Origin of the sequence: Granulicatella sp. 20925_1_45 (assembly GCF_041433555.1) — a bacterium.
In the GTDB taxonomy this organism is placed as follows: Bacteria; Bacillota; Bacilli; order Lactobacillales; family Aerococcaceae; genus Granulicatella.
In genome coordinates, this window is record NZ_JAPWBR010000001.1 from 1 (window position 1) to 18,881 (window position 18,881).

The window sequence follows — 18,881 nt, forward strand, 5'->3', positions numbered from 1 at the left end:
AAACCATTCTAGTTTTTTGTTTAAAATTTCAACTATTTCTTTTCGAATTCCAAAAATAGAGATTGACCCAATAAAAAACATGGTAAGAAGGATATTCAAAATCAATTTTATATAAGAAATATTACCTTTAAATTTATACTTACTTAACGGTATATCTTTAGCCTTAATTTGAGAAAGAATTTGATTTATAATTTGAGTTTCAACACGGCTATCCAATTCATTTTTGGACAAAGGTTCATTCTTATCTAATTTATCTGAATATTTCCCTAAACAAACAGTTATAACATTTTTAAAAGGATTAATTCTAAACAGATTAAGATTTCTTTCTTTAGACTTATTATTTTTGTAAGTATTCCATACTGTACTTTTTCCTGCTCCATACACACCAGTAATTGCGATATTTCTGATATCATCATGACTAAAAGCATAGTCAAGAGCATCCGTGTATACTTGCTTATTTTTTTCAAGAAGATCCGGAGTTAGTGAAGTAAATGTCGTTTTTCTAGTTTCATTAATTTCGTTAGCTTCATTAATTTCGATAGTCTCATTAGTTCCCATATTTTCTATTTTGTCCATAACTTATTAATTTCCATCTCCTTTTTAAAAAAATGAATTTCTATTTTTTCTTTTTTATTTTAATTTCAAAATCATATCCAAATACATCTGCTATTTCTATCATTGAAAGAACTGTCGGATTGTGTTGTCCCTTTTCCATTCGACAATATTGTGACTCCAACATTCCTAAAGAATGAGCCATCTCTCTCTGAGACAAACCTAACTCTAATCTCATTTTGATAATTCTTAGAGAGACCTTTTGAAGATGATATTCTTCAAGCAGATTTTGCTTAAACTCAGGGCAGCGGGATTTCAATGCATTTAACCTTTTTGTTAGGTAAGTCATCTTCAGTTTCCCCCTCTTCTGTTTCCCGACTAATTGGAATCCTTAAACATCTTTTCCCTTGCTTCCCCCGTTCCCATTTTTCACGTATTTCTGGAGAAAGCCCTTCTTCTTGTAATATCAACAAAACCGCGAAAACTTTGACTTGTTCCTCGTACGTTAAGCCTTCTACTTCGTCAATCATCTTCTTTGTTACTCTGTATTTCGCCATAAAACTCCCTCCCAATTGTGCGGAATCCCAAAATTCACTTATAAGTGAATTTTGGGCAGTTAAGCATCTCCTTTGTTTTCAAAAAACATTCTCCCAAAATCCTTATTATTAAGGCTAAAACGTATTCTTATGCCTGATTAATTTCTTTTGCTCCTCCATTGTAAGACATTTTTATAAAAGCGTTTACACTTAATTATAACCTGCTATAAACCTTATAGCAATAGTGTTTTTGAGGAAATAAATTTTTTTGATTATTTTTTCAATTTTTTTCTTTCTTTATAACTTCCTAAAACTACTATTCAATAGAGGAATAATTAGAAGACGATAGATATGGAAAAGTGGCTAAAGCAGATATCTGCTTTAGCCACCCTGTATTAATGGACATTCTTCGATAAAACTGAAAGAATCGCATCTACATCATTTGAACTATCTGTTTTTACTAAACCTGTCTCAGTTCTACTAAATAGAGAATGAATTATTATAATCCTTTCTTCTTGCGCAATATCTGTTCCTGCATAAGTTAGAGCTTGATAGAACCTTGTTAAAGCAGCTTTTTGTTCATATTCAGTAGCCAGATGATGATTTGACATTACTATCTTTATCAGTACTCTAATTATGTAAACAAAGAAAGATATAATTGAAACTAATATAAACGATTTAGAAATAAAAGGAATTTCTTGAATAGTATCCAACGAATAATCGTGTATAACCATCACTAATCCTGTTAAAAAGCCTACTAGAGCTAGTGCAGAAACAATAAGAACCCACGTCCAATATTTTGCCTTTTCCCTATATTCTTTCGAACGATTATACCAAAGTTCTTCAGGAGCTTCTAAAGACAGTTTATTCTTATACGTCTCTTCTAAATCATTGAGCCTAGCTTCTTTTCCTTCTTGCCAGATATTTATTGAACTCTGAAACTCTTTCAACTCTATAGATTTTTCGTCAAACTGTTGCTGAATTTCGTTATGTTTTGTTTCTATAAAAGTTGTTATTTCTTTATATTGTTCATTTGAATCATCACTTATTTCTTGTAGTTTACTCTTTATAGGCAAAACTATATTAGTTTCAAAATCATCCTTACTTTCCTTAAGATCTGAGAAATGTTGTTTCAGCAGATATAACGCAGGATAAAACCTATATTGAGATGTACTTGATAAATCATAACCAATCTCATACATATTTTTGGATAATCGAATAAAATTAATTACTGCTTCCCTAAGATTATTTGTTAAATGTTGAATATAAAAAGAAACAAAGTTTTTTATTTTTCCAAACTCTGCATCTCTATCGATGGGCGAACTCATTGAGATTTTATACAAATATTTATCTGTCTCTATCTCTTCCCGATTACTTGGTATATTATTATAAAAATAATTACGTATACTCTCTGAGTCTAATTCTTCTATAGTTGATAAATACTCTCTTACCCTAGTAATGTTCTTATTTAAAATTTCCCATTCTTGAGAATAACCCTCTCTCGATACTGAATTCCAATATTCAAAATTACTTTTAGAAATTCTCTCTAATTCATCAAAAGTATATTCCTCATTCTGATGATTATAATTGATTACATATTGTTCTTCTATCGAAAATCTAAATAAAATTTTATTATCCAAAAAATTGGAAATCTGTTTCTTCGTAAAGCCCATAAAAACACCTTTCTAAATTTACTAACTTTTTTTACTGCTTAGTTTATCTTAATATAGCTAAGCGTTTCCCTTTTTCTTATGAATAGTCACCTAACTAATCTACGATATCTCTTTCAGTTTTAAATCCTCACTTCTCACCCATCCATACAATAAAAAATTAACATATACGATAATTATCACATATGAAAATTTTGCTCTCTTCTGTTACTATTTTGCTGTTTTCATAAAATTAACTGACGGTTATATTATTAAATAACAAAATTATTTACAGAGTAAAAGTATTATTATAATATTGTTTTTAGAGGTTGTGTCGTGCAAACGCACGGTCCCGTGTGGCTACCCTTAATCGTTGTAATTTATTATAAAATAACCAAATCAGTAGGATTTCAAAGAAAGACTACTAAGGAGGTGATTACGATGAAAAAAATCTCATTAATTATTTCATTTTTACAATTACTAATTGATGCTTCGAATTTTATCATCTTAAACAATATTCCAAATTACTTAGATACGATTAAACAATGGGTAGTTTGCAGGGCAGAGCCTCTATATATGACTTACAAAAGAAACCTGTCTTAAATGGTAGGTTTTTTGTTTTATCTCATTCCATCATTTTAAGTATTATTTTTCCCACTACTATCCATTTTTTGTTTAACCCACACAAAAAAACCGAGGCACTCGCCCCGGCTTCTCCTGTTTGTTGTATTTAATTTTCTATGTCGCTTTACTTCATCCCATTATAAATCTCATCCGCAATCTCAAACCCAATTTGTGCTTGCTGCTCTGGCGTTAAGGCATGGCCTGTGTCCTCCAGCGTTGTGAGGCGGGCATCTTTTAGGCGCTTCATTGCTTTTTGGGAGGCCGTGAGTGGCACGATATTGTCATCTTTGCCGTGATAAATATGCACAGGGATCGCGAGCTTGTCTAGGTTCGCGTAAGGATCCATGTCGTAGATGTCCGTAATGTATTTCTTCCCGATTTTCGTGCCGAGTAAGTTAAAGGTCTCGGGTACTTCATCTAGTTTCGGGAAGCTACTTCGGATATCGTCCGGCAGTGAAAATGCTGGATAGAACAAGAAGAGGCCTGCGATATTGGTAACTTCTTCTGCCGTAAGTGCCGTGACGAGTCCTCCTTGGCTACTTCCCATGAGATAAATTTTCTGCGGATTGACATACTCCAGCCCGCTTGCGATACGGATAGCGTCTTTCAAGTTTTGCACTTCGGTTAGAACCGACATCTCAGTCGTCAACCCTTCACTCATCGGAGAAGATGAAGACGACCCTCCTGCAAATTCCAAACTGAAGACTGCAATGCCAGCCTTCGCCAACGCCTTCTGTACTTCTTCCTCGTGTTCGACGTTCGCGCCAAGTCCGTGGCTAAAAATCACGAGTGGCACCCGTCCTTCTACGTCTGGAACAAAGGCACGGGCGTAGATATCCTTGCCATTACTATCAAAATCATATTCTTTTATGGTATACGTGCCGTCTGTCTTCACTTCGACATGCGGCGCTTGTGTGGTTTGTGGCGTCTGCGCGGTGGTCGCCTGGTTCGTAGTCGTCGTCCCACACGCTGCTAAGAGGAGCGCCACGCTGATTCCCATTAATACTTTTTTCATTCATGTCCAACTTTCATTTTTGGTAGGGTCTTTGCCCTTTTAAGTAGTCTACCCGCTAAATGTGCGAACCTCAACTTTTTTGCATAAAAAATCGACCGCAAGTTCTCCCTGCAGTCGCATCATTGTTTATACTAAAAATTCCAATAATTCCTCGTAGCTTCTCACTTCTACGGTTGGCTTAATCGTGGTTCTGTTTTCTTTTGCCGCTAAGTTCATCCAAATCGTGTCGATGCCGGCGTTAATCCCACCTTGGATATCCGCTGTTAGCGAGTCGCCGATGATGACGGCTTTATCCTTGTCGTAGTCTGGAATCGCACTGGCCACACGTTCGAAGAAGACTTCACTTGGCTTTTGCGCCCCGACTTCTTCCGAGATAAAGACCTTCTTGAAGTATTGGGCAATCGGTGAATTCGAGAGACGGCCTTTTTGAATCGTCGTAATGCCGTTTGTGGCAGCGTATAAGTCGTATCCAGCGTCACGTAATGCTTGAAGCAACTCCTCTGCTCCTTCGTACGTTTGCCCTTGCGTCCCGAGGATGGCTTCGTACTCTGCCGCAAGTTCCTTTCCGTCTTTTTCAAAACCGAAGTGGTCAAACAACTTAGCAAAGCGCGTTTCGACTAACTCCTCACGCGTGATTTCGTCCTTTTCCAACGAACGCCACATGGCACGATTCATCGGCACGTAGACGTCGATATACGCCTCAACATCGTCCACGCCCTGCTTCTCCAAGAGCTTCGTGAGCGCGTAATTCTCGGCCGAATGGAAGTCCCAGAGCGTTGAATCCAGGTCGAATAGTAGTGTTTTATAAATCATGTTCCTAACCTCTTTTTTGGTTAATTATAACCCGTAAGTTTTGTATTTTTTAACGAGCAACTTCGCGCGTTTCACGTAGTCGTTTTCGTTTCCGCTAAGTGCCTCGAGTGCTTCTTGGGCAACCGGCAAGAGTGCGCGGATGTCTTTTTGGATGAAGAGCTGGTTACGTACGTCTAACGCCTTTGCAAAAAATAACCCAAACATCCACACGATGACAAGCGGGAAGAACACGAGCATTTCTTCGTTACTGAGGGTGATCATAAAGTTCTCTGATTTCCCACCATTCACATGGAAAATAAATGCCACGAGTCCAATCGTCAGGAGCACGAGGATCCCCACGAGGACGTAAAAATACTTCATGAGATGCTGCACTCCCGGACTTTCATACGGCAGCTCGATGTCTAGACCGCTCTCTCCGACAAGGCGCTCGGTCAGTGCGCGAAACTCTTGTGCTTCATTTTTTCTGTATCGAATTCTTTGTAAATCCATAATGCTCCTCCTTACACACGTTCCACCAATGTCACGACACGGCGGACGTCATTGTAGCGGTCCACGAGTCGTTCGGCGCGTTTTAATTCCAACGCTAAATAACTGCGGTCTTCTTCACGTAACACGATAATGGCTTCATCGATGATATCCAGCAGGGCAGATAGTTCCTGCCAGCGCTTGTTTTGCTCGCGGCGATATAAAATCGCTGTGATAATGAGTAACACCGACCATATCAAGAGCAGTGCGGAAAATCCGAATGCTAAAATCCCAAGGACTTGTACGAATCCGACAATGTTTCCACCGATTTCAACAAATAGATAGACCAGTCCTGCCACTAGGAGCGCTGCGATAATCGATACGACTCCGAGTAAGAGCGATAGGAACACCCCGCGTTTCGTTTCTTCTGGAAATTCGGCAGGAATGCCGCTTTCCGTTACGAGTCGCTCGGCAACGGTGCGCACTTCCTTCACTTCTTTTTGATTCACTGCGAGTCTTCTTGGATATCCTAAAATAAGCATCTACTTCCTCCTTAGAACCGGTAATTACGTTGTAAGTCATCGACGTAATTTTCTAAATCGATGACTTCTTGTGAAACCACGCCATTTCCTTCTTCATATTGGCGAGCGATTTCGTCTTTCGCGTGTTCGAGTAAGAAGAGCGTTTCTTTTACAAGGGAACGACGCGCCAGCCAGAGAATGAGGATGAAAAGCGCAATCAATGCCACCCACAAAATCGGAACCCACCAGTACGGTAACATTCGGTCCATGACTGGTGAGGATTTCCTTGAAAAGAGCATATAGATTGAGCCAAGGATGGCCGCCAGGAAGCCTGTCGTCATAATCGTATAGAGCGTGATGATTCCAAAGAAGAGCATACAAAAGAGTCGAACCTGACGATTATCTCTTGGCAGGACGCGCGGTTGTTTGCTTCTACGGTTTACAATGCGAATGAGTTCACGCAGTCTTGTCGTTTGAGACTGCCAAATCGTTTTTTTATAGTTCATAATGTCCTCCTAATAGTACTTATGTGCTTTTTTCAAAAATTTTTGTAACTCTGCTACTTCATCTGGTGCAGCTGTGGTTTGACTCCACTCTTCGACTTCGTGGTCTGCCAGTGCCAATAGTTCTTTCCATTCCTTAAACGTTTCTCTGCGGTGCCAAGCTAAGACGGCAACGAAGGCGGCAATCGGTATGCACCAGATAACGACAAATGGCCAAATGAAGGCAAGATATCCAAACGCGACGTTCAATTGCAACGTCACTAGGCAGGCGATGAAAAGTTTCAAATACGTAAAGAATCCAGATACTAGTCCGATGACGATGCCAGCAATTGCGACCGTAATCAGGACGTAGATGCGTAGCCAATAAGAGCTTTTTGGAAGCTGTGCTCCTCGTCCGTTTATCTTCAAGACAAGCTTCAATAGTCTTCTTAAGGCGCGAACTCTTGAAGATTCGACACTTGTTAGGCGTTTCTGTACTTCGTGTTCTTTGCTCACTTTCTCCATCGCAGTGCCGACACTCGTAGCGGCGGCTTGTACTGTTTCCTTCAATTTAGAAGGTTTGCCAAGCGTTGCATGTTCCTGTAAATACGCCTCTAGCGCTTCAACGGCTTCGCGGCTGGCTTCTCTTGGTGCAGCTTTCCACGTCGCCACTTCTTCATTTCCACGAGCTACGAGTTTTTTCCATTCCCAACGAACGGATCTGTGGCAGCAGTAGAGAACAACGGCTAGGGCCGCAAACATGATGCCAAAGTGAATTGCCAAGCCGAAGAGGACCCTGACTACGTCTGCGATTAGCTCTGAATTCCACGTTTCAAACATCAAGGCGAGTGTATGAAACAAGCCCGATTCGACCACAACCATGCTTCCGAACACCACCACTCCGCACACCACTGCAGCGACACTAAGGAATGTTATAATAGCGCGCAACAGCGAAAAGCTCATCGGTAGTGTGCCTTCTTCCCCATTTTGCTCGGCCACTGCTCCAATCAACTGGCGCAGTTGTCTTACGTTGCGTTCCTTCACTCTTCGTTTCTTATTCATTGTCATTCCTCCTGACGTTCAAGGGTTGTTAAAGGTCGTAGTCTAATCGCAACTCCTCTAAATGATATTTTAATGCCTTTACAGCATGCGGAATCTCTGCAGATGGAGTGTGTTCCCATTTCGCGAGCTCTTCATTCGCTCTTGCAACGACTTCTCTCACATCTTGTTTTTGAAGATGCAGTTGCAAGAAATATAAAAAGAGCATCATTATTGGAAGAAATACGATAATGTACGGTTCATATCTAACATATTCCAGCGCATACTTCACAGCATATTGATTTCCTTCGTTCCAAGCTTTCAAGAAATTAAAGATTCCTCCTACCTTCTTATTTAATGACAATAGATAAAATATTTCGAACAACATAAAAATATTAAATATAATCTTTGGAATATATCTATATGGTCGCACTTTAATTGTCTCTTCTTCCATACTAGATAAAGCCACGACCTCATTGACTAATTGTTGTAGTCTAGCAATTCTTTTCTCTTCAAATCTTCTCTTCATCTTTTATTTCCCCAAAAATTTTATTTACCCGATTCAGATTTTTTTGCTTCTGTTTCTAACTTCAACTCTTCCATATAGTGCTGAAGTCTTTCCGCTTCTTCACTCATTGGAATCAGCGGCTCTTGTTTGTATACAGAAAGCTCTTCTTCGGCTAGTTCCGTTAACTTCCCAAACTCTTGATAACAAGAATCTACCCTGAAATAATGAAATGAATAAAGAATCCCTATAATGAGGAGTATAGTACCAATTCCTAGTAAAATTCCAAAAAGTAAAAACGGTGGAAAAATAAACCCCATTAGAAGAAAAGCTCCTGAAGGCTCAAATACATCTAGATTGGGAATCAGCGAGATTATAGCAATGATTTCTATCGCAAGAGCAATGCCTCTTTTGGTTCTTCCATCCTCAGGAAGCTGATTCTCACTATTGTTTTGCGTCATCACAGCTGTAAGCAATTCCCGCATCCGCGTTAATCGTCTTTGTCTAATCGCTTTTCTAAATAATTTCATTTCGTGTCTCCCTAGAACCCGAATCTCTTCTTATAATCCTCAATCAGAAATTCTGCGTCTTCGATATCCTCTTCTAAGTCGTCGCGTCCTGCTGCTTTCAGCGCTGCAATCGCACGTTCCGCAATTGGAATCAGTTCGCCAAGTTTACGTGTCAGTACTTTTTTAGACCAGATTCGGTACAGAAGAAAAAAGAATCCTAAAAACAAGTACAAAGAAACAAATGGTAAGAGTAGAAAAATCACATTCCCTTCTCCGGCAATCTTGTTTACCATAAACTCAAGTGGTCTCCATAAAATCCCCGTACGCATCACTATGATGAATAAAAACATCCCCGCAATCATTTTGATGGTTGCCGTTTTGTCAACTAGTTCCGGCAGTTCCTCATCCATTCCCGCCTCTTTCATTAAGTAGCTTGTCAACTCTCGGAAGTTCACTAACATTTTTTTCGTCGCAACGTCTTTCAATAGAAGTCTAAACATGATTTTCTCCTTCCAGGATAATTCCTTTTTGTGCTAAATTTTCAATACACTCTTTGTAATACGCATCATCGTGCTCTTTGTATAACGGACTCGTCCACGCACATTCATCCACTTTTGTATACGGCGGGCAAACTTTCCCACGATACGAAGCCTCTTTCCACTGCGGCGTCACATTATACCCACGGCGCTCCATTTCATCCATAATCAACGTATGGTACTGATACAGCACATACGGGCTATAGGTAAATACATAGTCCACCGTCGCATGCTTCTTGCCCCAACCATTGCCTCTGAGCGCACAACATTCGCGGTGCTGCCCCAACAGTTGCGGACGCGGAAGATGCCCAATCAAGTCCTCATGCCATAATCTCATCACAGGCCTCCTATAATCCGTATCGCTCGGTGTATTCGTCGATGACCACTTCTGCGTCAACCACGTCATCTAAATTGTCATAGTCATATTCTTTTAAAACGGCCACCGCACGTTTGGCAATCGCCATCAACTCCTGTAAGTCCCGTTTTCTCTGCGGTTGTTTCCATAACTCATCTAGCCCATTTAAAATCGGAAGGAAGAGAAAGAGAAACGCTAACGGCCATAGCGAAAGAAGCGGAAATTGATCAATCAGCGGTTGCGTCACACTTTTGAGCCAATCACTAGAAGAAAGCCATAATATGAAAATTAATCCTAGAATTGACGGACCCCAAGGCACACTTTCATCCTCTTCAGGCACCACTTCATCGGTTCCCGCCATCTTCACGAGCGTCTTCGTTAACTCGCGAAAACTATTCACCCGCTCTTTTGAAATAAAATTTCTAAACAGTTGATTCATTCTTTACCTCTAAACAATTACTTTATTCCCATATTATACCATTTCTTGCGCTTTCCGCCTATTCCCTCGCGAAATTACCCAATGATGAATGCGCTCCTTTCTCTTTCCTCTGCTTCAAGGCAAAAAATAAAACGGGTTGACGCTGCACGATTGGAAACGAACCTTTCCGTGCTTTCGAAGCAAATAAATAAAATCTATTGATTCAATGAAAATGATGGTTAAGACGTTGTCTTAAATCGCCCTCTGGGGACATCTTCATAGTGATGATAGTAAAGGGATCGGATTGAGCCAAGGTCTCAATCCTACCAAGCCTCAAAGAGCCACAGGAGAATAAATTCTCTTGTGGCTCTATTTTGCATCGGTTGCTTTGGCTTTACTATTCTCACTATAGAGTCCCCGATGGCTTTTTTAAGCCAACGAAACTGCTTTTGAATCAATAGATTTTATTACAAATTTCTTCGTACTTTGATGGCAAGGAATGGTTGACATATCTGAGTCAAGAGGATATTCTTTTTTCAAAGACAAAGAAATAATGGGAATCGTACATTTTCTTGGGAGTAATACAAAGATAATGTACCCGTACAACATAGGAAATAATATCATGACAACTTTAGAAAATAAGATCTTTACTTTAAAACAGAATCATTTAATGAAAAAAATGAAAGAAATTCATTTTTTAAATAATTTAATTTCAGATTCTGAAAAAATCATTCCATATCCACTCTCATGTGAAATAATAAATCGTACTTTTACCCCCTATAGAAATATAGAATTATCAAAAGAAAATTTTAGCTTATCGATAAAAAATGAAATATTAAATTTTTTTACACCAGAGGAAAATGATATTGCTTATGTATACTTTTATGGAGGAATAAATGATTCGGTTGAAATACCAATAGAATTATTCCCCTTGTTTATTATCAAAATAAAAAATATTAGCAATTGGCTAGAATTAATAAACAAACCTAATTTTTATTGTTTAAAATTCTTTAGTCATAAAATTGATAAAGTTATCGATATATCTCTACTCGACAATGAGGAAGATGTGTTATCTATTTCTATTGGAGTGAATGCTTAACTATTTTAAAAATAAATAAACTATTCCAGCAGAAGCAATCCTTTGCTTTGTATAACTTAAAGGAGTTTACCATGAAAGAATTATTAGAAAAACTTGAAAATAATAGTTTTATTTATAAGGTCAGAATGGATCTTGAATTCGATGTAAAGGACTATCAAGAATTATTAAAAATTTTAAATGAAATAAAGCATTATACTCATAATCATAATCTAATTGAAAAAAGATTGGCGTCTTATTTATATGAAATACCGAAATTAACACATATTTGGTATCTCAATTTAAAAGACGATCCAAATAAAAATGAATCTTCTATTGTTAATCAACTTGAAGAAGCATGGATAGAGTTAGATTCAATAATTGGAGAGGAAATTCTTGGTCAAGGACAATAAACTCCTCTTAACAAACATAGATCATGGCTTAAACTTAACAAACAGTAGTCGTAGGTTAGGGCGAGTTCCGCCAAATATCAAGAGTATCTGAAATCAATTTTCAGACGACCTCTTCCCTATGCTCTCCTCACTTGCTTCAACTATACCGGCTGGGGTCGTCTGAAATATTTATTCCGTAACGATCTAAGCCAAAACAGCCTATGAATACGGCTAGGACGGTCATGCTCAAAAAATACAAGAACGTAAAAACAGATTAAACAATCTAAAAAAAGAACATAAAGAAAATTGCGTCACGAGTAATAAATAAAATCCAGATATTAAATTTATCAACTTACAACTATAGGTATTATTAATGGAAAAAGAATTATTATGTATTTTAAAAAAATATGAAACGCATCCTGATTTTTTGGGTGACACTATTGAAGATATAAATCAAGTAGGAGGTATGGATGATACAGTTTTGCATATTGCTGCTAGAAATAATTCTTTAAATGATGCTCTTGTATTTCTTCAAAATGGGGCATTGGTCGATCTTAAAGGAGACTTAGGATACACTCCCCTACATTATGCATGCATGTTTGGAAATATAGAAATGGTGAATTTACTCCTTGATTATGGATCTGATAAAAATATACAAAATGAATTTGGAGAAAATGCCGTTAGAATTGCAATTAACTCATCCAGCGAAAATAAAGAGAAGATAGTAAAACTATTAAATGATTTTTAAAAACGTAAATAAAAAATAGATAATAAATCAATCAAATGGTGCCCTATCTTAAAATGGAGAAAGTAAGACATGAAAAAAAACAATCTAATGTTATTAATTAAAAATCAAATGTCAGATAAACAAAAAAATGAAAATGCCTTACATTTAAATACACTTTTACTAAGCTCGATAGAAAATCCTAGTATAGATAATGATTGTTTCATAGAATTATTTAGCTATTATTCTAACATATCCCAAGGAGAAGTAAGTGAACTATTTGATTTACTGCAATCTTTAACCCAAGATGAAATCAATATAATTTATGATTTTTTAGAATATATTTCAAAGTTTGGCAAAGACTTAGGAGTATATTGTGAATTTGAAAAATTTCTTACGGAGGTAAAATATATACAAGAACGAAATTATCTAGAGGAAAAAATTAGGACTACTTTTCCAATTTTCAAAGTTGATAAAAATAACATCATAAGTTTTGATGATAGTGATAACTCTTATATATTTTCTATAATGCAACTATCTACTAAAACTTGGATTGAGATAACATACGATGATTTTCTCTCAATACTTGAATCACTAGAGTGGCAAGCTTTTACTAATAAGGCTTTATTATATTTTACTCCTTGCTGTTTAAAATATATTTTTTCTAATTTATCTAAATTTCATTTATATGGTTACGTTGTTGAATTTTTATATATTGCCCTAAGAAACCAAAGTACGATATTTAACACTACTCAAATCAAATTAATTATTGATTTTTTAAAATTAATCCAAAATTTTAACCAGGAAATTAGTGTTGAAACACAAAAAAAAATAACAAATACTATTCAACTTTATTTATAACTTCCCTACCGTAAAGGGGACGGTAGGAGTCGATCGGCTGGTGAATCCGATACATGGTTTGAAATTTATGGAGGATACTTTTATGTTCAAATTAAAATTATTTCCCGAGGATTTTTTTAATATATGTATTAAGCGTAAAGTAGAGATTAAAAAGTTAGATAAACTCCCCAAGCTAGATAATAACTATTTGCTATTCATAACTAAGTATCAGGAGGTAGAGATAATACCTGATATTTCTCTTTTTAATTATAAAGAGGCTTTAAATGAAAATAGATACTTAGAGTGTAATTATCCCGAAATATCAAGGTGTTTTTGGAGTGTTGGACAAGCAGGACAGGGAGATGGATGGTTTTTAAATAAAATAGATAATACCATTTTTCATTATAATCATGATGCTGGAGAGTATACCAGATCTGGATTTACAAATTTAGGGATAGATTTCTCACAATTTATCCAGTTGGCTTTGTTATACAGAGATTTAGAATACCTATTAGATGCAGGAGAGATACTTACGGATAATGTAAAAGCTGAGTTTATAAATTCAGTAAATAGTATAAATAATAATTTGTTTAATGTTTATCCATTTAAGTATTTTTAATTGGAATATTCAATAAATTTATTAAGCAAGCCCTAGCCTGTATGAAACTTTCAATCTTGAAGTAGTGTGCCTTCGGGTCGAACTCACGCGGTTTTTGCTTTTCAGACCATCTTAATATCTTTTTTGAGGTCGTCTGAACTATTTGTTCGTTAAAATCTTATTACCATTAGTAATGGCATACTATCTAGAGCTCGTTGTCCCTGATAGCTGAGAAACTAATTGACATAGACAAATACAGGAAAGAATATATATTATGTTGAAAATATTAAATAATTCGTTAAATGGGATTGTATTGGGTAAAAATGTGGTGGAAAATCTGAGCAAGAAATCAAAGATTCACGGAAATAGAAAGGATTTAAATAATGGACCTGCCAAAACAAGCAATTGATTCAATTGTTAAATTATCAGCTAAAGAAAGATTGGATTATTCTATTAAAACTATATGCGGTACTGAAACTTTATACCTATTAGATGGAAAAGATGACTGGATATGTTTGCAAGATGATGAAGGAAAAGAATACCTAATGATCTTTCCAGAATCTGAGTTTGCGGAGTTAGCTCTCCAATGGAATCCTCAAGCATTGAGAATAGATGAAATGGAACTAGAGAACTTCCTAGAAGATACTGTTCCTTTAATGTCTGAAAGTAATATTAGATTAGCTATTTTTCCTATAGATGAAAAAACAGAAACTATTATTTTGGATCCAATTGAATTTGCTAAGATGATCAATGATTATTTTTATGAGTGGTATGGGGAAGAATTTAATTTACCTTATTTATTAGGAGGTTAACAATGGTTTTACATAAAAAAGCAATAAATGCAATTCTTAATTTGTCCAGTCAAGAACGTTATGAGCATACTTTAAAAAGGATAACTGACTCTGGAGTTTTATATGTTTTAGCAGACAAAGACGGAGATTGGATATTATGGGGAGATGAGAAAAATTCATCTTTAGCCATATGGCCTGAATTAGAATTCGCAAGAATTATGGCACAGTCTGAGGATAAGAATTCTGATATTTATGAAATTGAGATAGAAGAATTTTTAGAGGATGGGATACCATGGTTAATAGAGAATAATATAGGTATAGCTGTCTTTCCGATTCCTAATAATCCTGAAACTATTGATATGAAGGCTATTCAGTTTGCTGCCTCAGTCAATAAAATCTTAGATGAAAGTTATGATGAGGCCTTAGATTTGCCTTATCTTTAAACGAATGGTCAGTTCGAGATTCAACCAAACCGTAAGGTCGCCTGAAAGAGGAAACCAAGGTAACGGATAGCGCATACCAACCCTTCTGCCTGCAAAACCAATATGCCGATGCCGCATTACAACTTCTTCAGGTACTATGAGCCTGATGCGGGTCGGTTTGTGGGGAGGAAGCAATTTTTATAACTATTCTCAAAATGTAAAAGCTTGGGTAGATTTATATAGATTGTCGTCTAGTTGTAATGACGGAGATACAAAAGATAGTAAACTAATTAACCAAAAAGAATTGAACCGGATTTTAGATCAAATAGGCACAGATCCACATGCGTTTAAAGGTGATTATGTTGGTAAACGAGCCGTATCTCATTATGATGTTTATAAACAAAATAAAACTGGAGAACATTTATTAAGAAGAAAAAATTCTTCTGAATTTATTAGAACAGGAATTGGTTGCGATGATGCTGAATAATTTAATTGAAGTAACATTTTATATGGAATCAAATGATTACATCAACATGAAAGAAATAGACAAAATACTTAATATTAAAAATGCTGAATTTTATAGCAAGGGAGATTTATTTACATCACCAAACCAAAAGATTCAATTTGTAATTGAACAGTCTTACTATTCTTTTGGCATAGATAAAGAGGAAAATTTAAAGGAAAAAATTAATAAAATTATAAAAACAATAGAAAGCATAAAGAAGGATTTAAATTACATATTTAAAAAATATAAACTAAATAAAGAGCTTATAATTTACAGCTGGGCCACCGATGAGGCTACTCGTGAATATAAAATCTCCTTAAATCAAATTCAATTATTATCTGAGTTAGGTATAGAATTAAAAATCATTCATTATAATTTTTAGTAAGCGTGGGTTAGGTCGAGTCCCACCAAATATCAAGGGTATCTGAAATCAATTTTCAGACAACCTTGTTTCATTTTTATTGAGGAGTTGTATGCTATGAATTTAGATGCAGTTAATCCAGAATTAGAATCAAAGATTAATGATTTAGTCTGTGAGGCTTATAATAAACCTTTTTTAGAACAAGAAAAGTTATTAAAAGAAGCATTTGAGCTAATACCCAAGCCAGTAACTCAATGGGCGCATCCAACGACAATGGTTACGATTGCTTTGTTTGAGTTGTATTATAAAAATCAAAAATATGAACAGGCTAAGGAATGGCTGAGTATTGCTTTAAGTGTCGCTGACTTAGGAACCACTAATGCAGGGACGTATCTGTTAGCTGGTATTTTTTATTATGACCTTGGAAAATATGATGAAGCTTATAAATATTTTGATATTGCTTATAATGATGCTGGATATTATCCATTTAGTATTGAGGACAAAAGATATTGGCAGTTTTATAAGCAGCGTAAAGACGAATTAAACCCTAAGAAAAAAACCAAAAAGTAAGATTGCACTGCACCCCCAAAATTAAAAAAAGCAGGTAAGAAACGCCCTCAAATTTTTAGGAGAATTTAAATGAACAAAAATGGATACGTTAATTTTAACTTTTTAGATAGTAAACCCAATATAAATAATATATTAGTTGGGCTAGATTTAGACTATTCAAATACAGTGATAGCGCCAGATGGTCATGAGTTAGCATTGGTTGCTTTTATACCAATTGAAAATCTATTAACTATTGCACCTCAATTTAAAACAGATTTTCAGGATAAGGAATATAAAGATAAAGCAATTTACGTTTTTTCTTATTATGACAAAGAAGATTATTTTCTTGACTACATTACTGAAATTGACGATGCTATTCAAGGATACACGAAAGTTATCATCGGAGATAAAAATCAGTTCAAGTTTAACCTAGATAAATTTTATCCAATTAATCCTATTGAGAATTCAGATGAAATGAGTTTTTTAGGAGGACAACCTGAATATTTACAACAAGAGAGTGATGATTTTCTAGAAAAATATATTTTCATAGGTCAAATCTTAGGAATGGATCTACCTGAAAAGGTAAATGAAATTTTTTATCTAACTGAGAACATAGGATATATTTTTATAGATCGAGATCTATCTGGTGGATTATTCTTCGTACAAACGACTTAAACAAAACTAAAAAGGATTGAATTATGAATGAAAGTATCGAAACAGTATTAAATAGTTTCCTGATGGAAATGTATAAATGGGAAGACAATGCTAATAAGCACATTGATGCAGGCACAGATATTCCTGATGAGATATTGCAACAAACACTAAAGGAAATATACGATAAATATCTAACAGATAAACCAAGAAAAATGGGAAAGTTAGAATGTATGACTGTCAACTACCCTCCAACATTCAATCCAAATAACGAGAAAATCATTGAAATAGAAGAAAAAGGTAGCTCTATAACTGTAAAAAGTGATGTGCTTTACGCTGGAATGGAAGTACAAAGACTTTATAAATTCAAAAAACAGACAGGTCTCTGGAAATTAGATAATGTAAAAGAATTTGATAGTTATGATGGGAAATGGCATTCTATACATATATAAATTAAAATAATTAGCAAGCCGTAGCCGCATGAATCCTCCAATCCCTACGTAAAGTGTGTGCGGTACGTGCGCACACGGGTTCTGCTTTTCAGATGGCCTCTACGATGCCAAAAGACAGAAAGCAATAGTTAAAGGAAAAGTATTATGAAAATATTTAATTGGGAAAAAAACAAGACTTTATATAGATATCTTAAGAATGGTGATTTATTTTGTTTTAAAATAGCCGATAAATTATTCGGTTACGGTAGAATAATCGCTAAAAATAAACTTGGTGCCACTGTAGGAATTTTTGATTTGTTTACTTCAAGCCCAGTTGAGTCATTTGATTATAAAAATGCTGGAAATTACCCAATCCTATTCAAAACTGTTTTAGACTGTCATACCTTATTTGAATCAAAGCTAGAGTCAGACTGGCGGATAATTGCTCAAGATCCCGATTACCAAGATCCAATCCCAAGTGAAATTACTTCCATTAATCCTGCTTTAGAAGTGGCTCACAATGCAGATTTTTCCATTGCACAAAAAATAGATGAAGAGGAAGGTAAACAAAGAATACTCGAGAGAATTGAATTACGTGAAACACCAAGAAGTCATTATCATATCCTAAGTCTGCTGATTCGTTATAAACCAGAAATTTTTAATTTACCTATTGAATTATTTGCAGAATTTGGAGATTTTATTTCGGATGAGTTTCAAAAAATTCACCACCGGAATTTAAAAGCGTGAAAAGCAAGCCGTAGCCTACACAAAACCTTCAGTCCCAACGTAGCAAGCCGTAGCCAATATGAAACCTCCAATCCCGACGTAAAGTGTGTGCGGTACGCACGAACCCTTGGCACAGGTCCACAACCGGACCAACGAAGAAGGCGAAAGCGGCCAACAAACCCACTACTTCCACTGCGAGCAAATCGGCATCCAAAGAGTGATGACCGATGGCTAGAGAAACCTGGTTTGGTACGGCGAATACACCGTATGGAACAATCACTATAAATATAAAAGTTATCTAACATAATGGAGATAAATATGCCCTTCCTAAAAATTCCCTATAGAGATTATCCAAAAGAAGGATTGTTCAAAAAACTTTATCGTGAAAATATCTATAAAATAGAGGAATTCAAAGATGAATTTAAGTATTATGAATATACCCCAATAGAGAAAATTATTATTGATGAACATAATTTAGTACCATTCATCTTTTTTTCACCAGAAGGAATAAATTATTTAATGCCTAAAATTATTGATAGCATCAGTAATGGCATTAGAAATGATGATATCCCAGTAAATATAGAAGAATTTATTATAAATATACCTACCGCCGAAAACATCATTCATGCTTTAAATCTCTTAAAAAAAGATGAGCTTATAATTCTAAAAACGTATTTAGAAAAAATATTATTTAGGGACTCATCAAATTTGATACAGCAAATAGGAGAACATTATTTATTCAGAAGTATTGAATATCTCGAAAAGTTAATAAATAATTCCTAAATCTACTTATTATTT

The 18,881-nt window shown here is 35.6% G+C and carries 28 protein-coding genes and 1 pseudogene; 14 read left to right on the top strand and 15 right to left on the bottom strand.

Annotated features, from left to right (window positions below; genetic code table 11):
* The 15 genes and pseudogenes from O3798_RS00005 to O3798_RS00075 form a co-directional block, all read right to left on the bottom strand.
* Positions 1 to 576 (bottom strand): annotated as a pseudogene (locus tag O3798_RS00005) (hypothetical protein); the annotation flags it as partial.
* 40 nt (positions 577 to 616) lie between these two features.
* Positions 617 to 901: a helix-turn-helix transcriptional regulator gene (locus tag O3798_RS00010; protein ID WP_371462311.1), complete on the bottom strand. Its 285-nt coding sequence runs from the start codon at positions 899 to 901 to the stop codon at positions 617 to 619.
* The gene (locus tag O3798_RS00015; protein ID WP_371462313.1) at positions 852 to 1,109 is read right to left on the bottom strand and encodes a tryptophan synthase alpha chain; all 258 of its coding nucleotides are present in this window, start codon (positions 1,107 to 1,109) and stop codon (positions 852 to 854) included. The genes O3798_RS00010 and O3798_RS00015 overlap by 50 nt, the downstream gene beginning before the upstream one ends.
* Positions 1,110 to 1,483: 374 nt before the next feature.
* Positions 1,484 to 2,728, bottom strand: a complete 1,245-nt coding sequence (locus O3798_RS00020) for a DUF6161 domain-containing protein (protein ID WP_371462315.1) — start codon at positions 2,726 to 2,728, stop codon at positions 1,484 to 1,486.
* Between the two features lie 757 nt (positions 2,729 to 3,485).
* The gene (locus O3798_RS00025) at positions 3,486 to 4,376 is read right to left on the bottom strand and encodes an alpha/beta hydrolase family protein (protein WP_371462321.1); all 891 of its coding nucleotides are present in this window, start codon (positions 4,374 to 4,376) and stop codon (positions 3,486 to 3,488) included.
* 126 nt (positions 4,377 to 4,502) lie between these two features.
* On the bottom strand, positions 4,503 to 5,189 hold the full coding sequence (locus tag O3798_RS00030) for a YjjG family noncanonical pyrimidine nucleotidase (protein WP_371462323.1): 687 nt from the start codon (positions 5,187 to 5,189) through the stop codon (positions 4,503 to 4,505).
* A 24-nt stretch (positions 5,190 to 5,213) separates the two neighbouring features.
* Entirely contained in the window at positions 5,214 to 5,678 is a 465-nt protein-coding gene (locus O3798_RS00035) for a hypothetical protein (RefSeq protein WP_371462325.1), read from the bottom strand.
* A gap of 11 nt (positions 5,679 to 5,689) precedes the next feature.
* The gene (locus tag O3798_RS00040; RefSeq protein ID WP_371462327.1) at positions 5,690 to 6,196 is read right to left on the bottom strand and encodes a hypothetical protein; all 507 of its coding nucleotides are present in this window, start codon (positions 6,194 to 6,196) and stop codon (positions 5,690 to 5,692) included.
* Positions 6,197 to 6,207: 11 nt separating this feature from the next.
* The gene (locus O3798_RS00045; protein WP_371462329.1) at positions 6,208 to 6,681 is read right to left on the bottom strand and encodes a hypothetical protein; all 474 of its coding nucleotides are present in this window, start codon (positions 6,679 to 6,681) and stop codon (positions 6,208 to 6,210) included.
* Between the two features lie 9 nt (positions 6,682 to 6,690).
* Positions 6,691 to 7,719, bottom strand: coding sequence for a hypothetical protein (locus O3798_RS00050; RefSeq protein WP_371462331.1), 1,029 nt, complete (start codon positions 7,717 to 7,719; stop codon positions 6,691 to 6,693).
* A 28-nt stretch (positions 7,720 to 7,747) separates the two neighbouring features.
* Entirely contained in the window at positions 7,748 to 8,224 is a 477-nt protein-coding gene (locus O3798_RS00055) for a hypothetical protein (protein ID WP_371462333.1), read from the bottom strand.
* 20 nt (positions 8,225 to 8,244) lie between these two features.
* Entirely contained in the window at positions 8,245 to 8,730 is a 486-nt protein-coding gene (locus O3798_RS00060) for a hypothetical protein (protein ID WP_371462334.1), read from the bottom strand.
* A gap of 11 nt (positions 8,731 to 8,741) precedes the next feature.
* Entirely contained in the window at positions 8,742 to 9,209 is a 468-nt protein-coding gene (locus O3798_RS00065; RefSeq protein WP_371462336.1) for a hypothetical protein, read from the bottom strand.
* Complete coding sequence (locus tag O3798_RS00070; protein WP_371462338.1) at positions 9,202 to 9,582, bottom strand: TIGR02328 family protein; 381 nt, start codon at positions 9,580 to 9,582, stop codon at positions 9,202 to 9,204. Before O3798_RS00070 ends, O3798_RS00065 begins: the two co-directional genes overlap by 8 nt.
* A 10-nt stretch (positions 9,583 to 9,592) precedes the next feature.
* Positions 9,593 to 10,000, bottom strand: a complete 408-nt coding sequence (locus O3798_RS00075) for a hypothetical protein (protein ID WP_371462340.1) — start codon at positions 9,998 to 10,000, stop codon at positions 9,593 to 9,595.
* A gap of 640 nt (positions 10,001 to 10,640) precedes the next feature.
* Here O3798_RS00075 and O3798_RS00080 point away from each other — a divergent pair.
* The 14 genes from O3798_RS00080 to O3798_RS00145 all read left to right on the top strand — a co-directional run bounded on the left by O3798_RS00080 (position 10,641) and on the right by O3798_RS00145 (position 18,866).
* The gene (locus O3798_RS00080; RefSeq protein WP_371462341.1) at positions 10,641 to 11,117 is read left to right on the top strand and encodes a hypothetical protein; all 477 of its coding nucleotides are present in this window, start codon (positions 10,641 to 10,643) and stop codon (positions 11,115 to 11,117) included.
* A gap of 71 nt (positions 11,118 to 11,188) precedes the next feature.
* Entirely contained in the window at positions 11,189 to 11,506 is a 318-nt protein-coding gene (locus O3798_RS00085) for a hypothetical protein (RefSeq protein ID WP_371462343.1), read from the top strand.
* Between the two features lie 352 nt (positions 11,507 to 11,858).
* On the top strand, positions 11,859 to 12,233 hold the full coding sequence (locus tag O3798_RS00090) for an ankyrin repeat domain-containing protein (protein ID WP_371462345.1): 375 nt from the start codon (positions 11,859 to 11,861) through the stop codon (positions 12,231 to 12,233).
* A gap of 87 nt (positions 12,234 to 12,320) precedes the next feature.
* A complete protein-coding gene (locus tag O3798_RS00095; RefSeq protein ID WP_371462347.1) occupies positions 12,321 to 13,070 on the top strand; it encodes a hypothetical protein in 750 nt (249 codons plus the stop codon).
* Positions 13,071 to 13,152: 82 nt separating this feature from the next.
* Positions 13,153 to 13,668, top strand: coding sequence for an SMI1/KNR4 family protein (locus O3798_RS00100; protein WP_371462349.1), 516 nt, complete (start codon positions 13,153 to 13,155; stop codon positions 13,666 to 13,668).
* Between the two features lie 362 nt (positions 13,669 to 14,030).
* Positions 14,031 to 14,459, top strand: a complete 429-nt coding sequence (locus O3798_RS00105) for a DUF2750 domain-containing protein (protein ID WP_371462351.1) — start codon at positions 14,031 to 14,033, stop codon at positions 14,457 to 14,459.
* A 2-nt stretch (positions 14,460 to 14,461) separates the two neighbouring features.
* Positions 14,462 to 14,881, top strand: a complete 420-nt coding sequence (locus O3798_RS00110; protein WP_371462353.1) for a DUF2750 domain-containing protein — start codon at positions 14,462 to 14,464, stop codon at positions 14,879 to 14,881.
* Between the two features lie 145 nt (positions 14,882 to 15,026).
* Complete coding sequence (locus O3798_RS00115; RefSeq protein WP_371462354.1) at positions 15,027 to 15,347, top strand: hypothetical protein; 321 nt, start codon at positions 15,027 to 15,029, stop codon at positions 15,345 to 15,347.
* Between the two features lie 22 nt (positions 15,348 to 15,369).
* Complete coding sequence (locus O3798_RS00120) at positions 15,370 to 15,747, top strand: DUF4279 domain-containing protein (protein ID WP_371462355.1); 378 nt, start codon at positions 15,370 to 15,372, stop codon at positions 15,745 to 15,747.
* A gap of 96 nt (positions 15,748 to 15,843) precedes the next feature.
* On the top strand, positions 15,844 to 16,296 hold the full coding sequence (locus O3798_RS00125; RefSeq protein WP_371462357.1) for a hypothetical protein: 453 nt from the start codon (positions 15,844 to 15,846) through the stop codon (positions 16,294 to 16,296).
* A gap of 69 nt (positions 16,297 to 16,365) precedes the next feature.
* Complete coding sequence (locus tag O3798_RS00130; protein WP_371462359.1) at positions 16,366 to 16,950, top strand: hypothetical protein; 585 nt, start codon at positions 16,366 to 16,368, stop codon at positions 16,948 to 16,950.
* A 23-nt stretch (positions 16,951 to 16,973) separates the two neighbouring features.
* On the top strand, positions 16,974 to 17,378 hold the full coding sequence (locus O3798_RS00135) for an NTF2 fold immunity protein (RefSeq protein ID WP_371462361.1): 405 nt from the start codon (positions 16,974 to 16,976) through the stop codon (positions 17,376 to 17,378).
* 144 nt (positions 17,379 to 17,522) lie between these two features.
* On the top strand, positions 17,523 to 18,104 hold the full coding sequence (locus O3798_RS00140; protein ID WP_371462363.1) for an Imm26 family immunity protein: 582 nt from the start codon (positions 17,523 to 17,525) through the stop codon (positions 18,102 to 18,104).
* A 297-nt stretch (positions 18,105 to 18,401) separates the two neighbouring features.
* Positions 18,402 to 18,866 carry a hypothetical protein gene (locus O3798_RS00145; RefSeq protein WP_371462365.1) on the top strand — a complete coding sequence of 155 codons (465 nt, stop codon included), beginning with the start codon at positions 18,402 to 18,404 and terminating at the stop codon, positions 18,864 to 18,866.
* The last annotated feature ends 15 nt before the right edge of the window (positions 18,867 to 18,881 follow it).

What these genes read in the sequence shown, in the direction of transcription:
- O3798_RS00010 (WP_371462311.1), bottom strand. Translation starts at nt 901, where the DNA reads ATGACTTACCTAACAAAAAGGTTAAATGCATTGAAATCCCGCTGCCCT.
- O3798_RS00015 (WP_371462313.1), bottom strand. Translation starts at nt 1,109, where the DNA reads ATGGCGAAATACAGAGTAACAAAGAAGATGATTGACGAAGTAGAAGGC.
- O3798_RS00025 (WP_371462321.1), bottom strand. Translation starts at nt 4,376, where the DNA reads ATGAAAAAAGTATTAATGGGAATCAGCGTGGCGCTCCTCTTAGCAGCG.
- O3798_RS00030 (WP_371462323.1), bottom strand. Translation starts at nt 5,189, where the DNA reads ATGATTTATAAAACACTACTATTCGACCTGGATTCAACGCTCTGGGAC.
- O3798_RS00035 (WP_371462325.1), bottom strand. Translation starts at nt 5,678, where the DNA reads ATGGATTTACAAAGAATTCGATACAGAAAAAATGAAGCACAAGAGTTT.
- O3798_RS00040 (WP_371462327.1), bottom strand. Translation starts at nt 6,196, where the DNA reads ATGCTTATTTTAGGATATCCAAGAAGACTCGCAGTGAATCAAAAAGAA.
- O3798_RS00045 (WP_371462329.1), bottom strand. Translation starts at nt 6,681, where the DNA reads ATGAACTATAAAAAAACGATTTGGCAGTCTCAAACGACAAGACTGCGT.
- O3798_RS00050 (WP_371462331.1), bottom strand. Translation starts at nt 7,719, where the DNA reads ATGAATAAGAAACGAAGAGTGAAGGAACGCAACGTAAGACAACTGCGC.
- O3798_RS00055 (WP_371462333.1), bottom strand. Translation starts at nt 8,224, where the DNA reads ATGAAGAGAAGATTTGAAGAGAAAAGAATTGCTAGACTACAACAATTA.
- O3798_RS00060 (WP_371462334.1), bottom strand. Translation starts at nt 8,730, where the DNA reads ATGAAATTATTTAGAAAAGCGATTAGACAAAGACGATTAACGCGGATG.
- O3798_RS00065 (WP_371462336.1), bottom strand. Translation starts at nt 9,209, where the DNA reads ATGTTTAGACTTCTATTGAAAGACGTTGCGACGAAAAAAATGTTAGTG.
- O3798_RS00070 (WP_371462338.1), bottom strand. Translation starts at nt 9,582, where the DNA reads ATGAGATTATGGCATGAGGACTTGATTGGGCATCTTCCGCGTCCGCAA.
- O3798_RS00080 (WP_371462341.1), top strand. Translation starts at nt 10,641, where the DNA reads ATGACAACTTTAGAAAATAAGATCTTTACTTTAAAACAGAATCATTTA.
- O3798_RS00085 (WP_371462343.1), top strand. Translation starts at nt 11,189, where the DNA reads ATGAAAGAATTATTAGAAAAACTTGAAAATAATAGTTTTATTTATAAG.
- O3798_RS00090 (WP_371462345.1), top strand. Translation starts at nt 11,859, where the DNA reads ATGGAAAAAGAATTATTATGTATTTTAAAAAAATATGAAACGCATCCT.
- O3798_RS00095 (WP_371462347.1), top strand. Translation starts at nt 12,321, where the DNA reads ATGTTATTAATTAAAAATCAAATGTCAGATAAACAAAAAAATGAAAAT.
- O3798_RS00100 (WP_371462349.1), top strand. Translation starts at nt 13,153, where the DNA reads ATGTTCAAATTAAAATTATTTCCCGAGGATTTTTTTAATATATGTATT.
- O3798_RS00105 (WP_371462351.1), top strand. Translation starts at nt 14,031, where the DNA reads ATGGACCTGCCAAAACAAGCAATTGATTCAATTGTTAAATTATCAGCT.
- O3798_RS00110 (WP_371462353.1), top strand. Translation starts at nt 14,462, where the DNA reads ATGGTTTTACATAAAAAAGCAATAAATGCAATTCTTAATTTGTCCAGT.
- O3798_RS00115 (WP_371462354.1), top strand. Translation starts at nt 15,027, where the DNA reads ATGCGGGTCGGTTTGTGGGGAGGAAGCAATTTTTATAACTATTCTCAA.
- O3798_RS00120 (WP_371462355.1), top strand. Translation starts at nt 15,370, where the DNA reads ATGGAATCAAATGATTACATCAACATGAAAGAAATAGACAAAATACTT.
- O3798_RS00125 (WP_371462357.1), top strand. Translation starts at nt 15,844, where the DNA reads ATGAATTTAGATGCAGTTAATCCAGAATTAGAATCAAAGATTAATGAT.
- O3798_RS00130 (WP_371462359.1), top strand. Translation starts at nt 16,366, where the DNA reads ATGAACAAAAATGGATACGTTAATTTTAACTTTTTAGATAGTAAACCC.
- O3798_RS00135 (WP_371462361.1), top strand. Translation starts at nt 16,974, where the DNA reads ATGAATGAAAGTATCGAAACAGTATTAAATAGTTTCCTGATGGAAATG.
- O3798_RS00140 (WP_371462363.1), top strand. Translation starts at nt 17,523, where the DNA reads ATGAAAATATTTAATTGGGAAAAAAACAAGACTTTATATAGATATCTT.
- O3798_RS00145 (WP_371462365.1), top strand. Translation starts at nt 18,402, where the DNA reads ATGCCCTTCCTAAAAATTCCCTATAGAGATTATCCAAAAGAAGGATTG.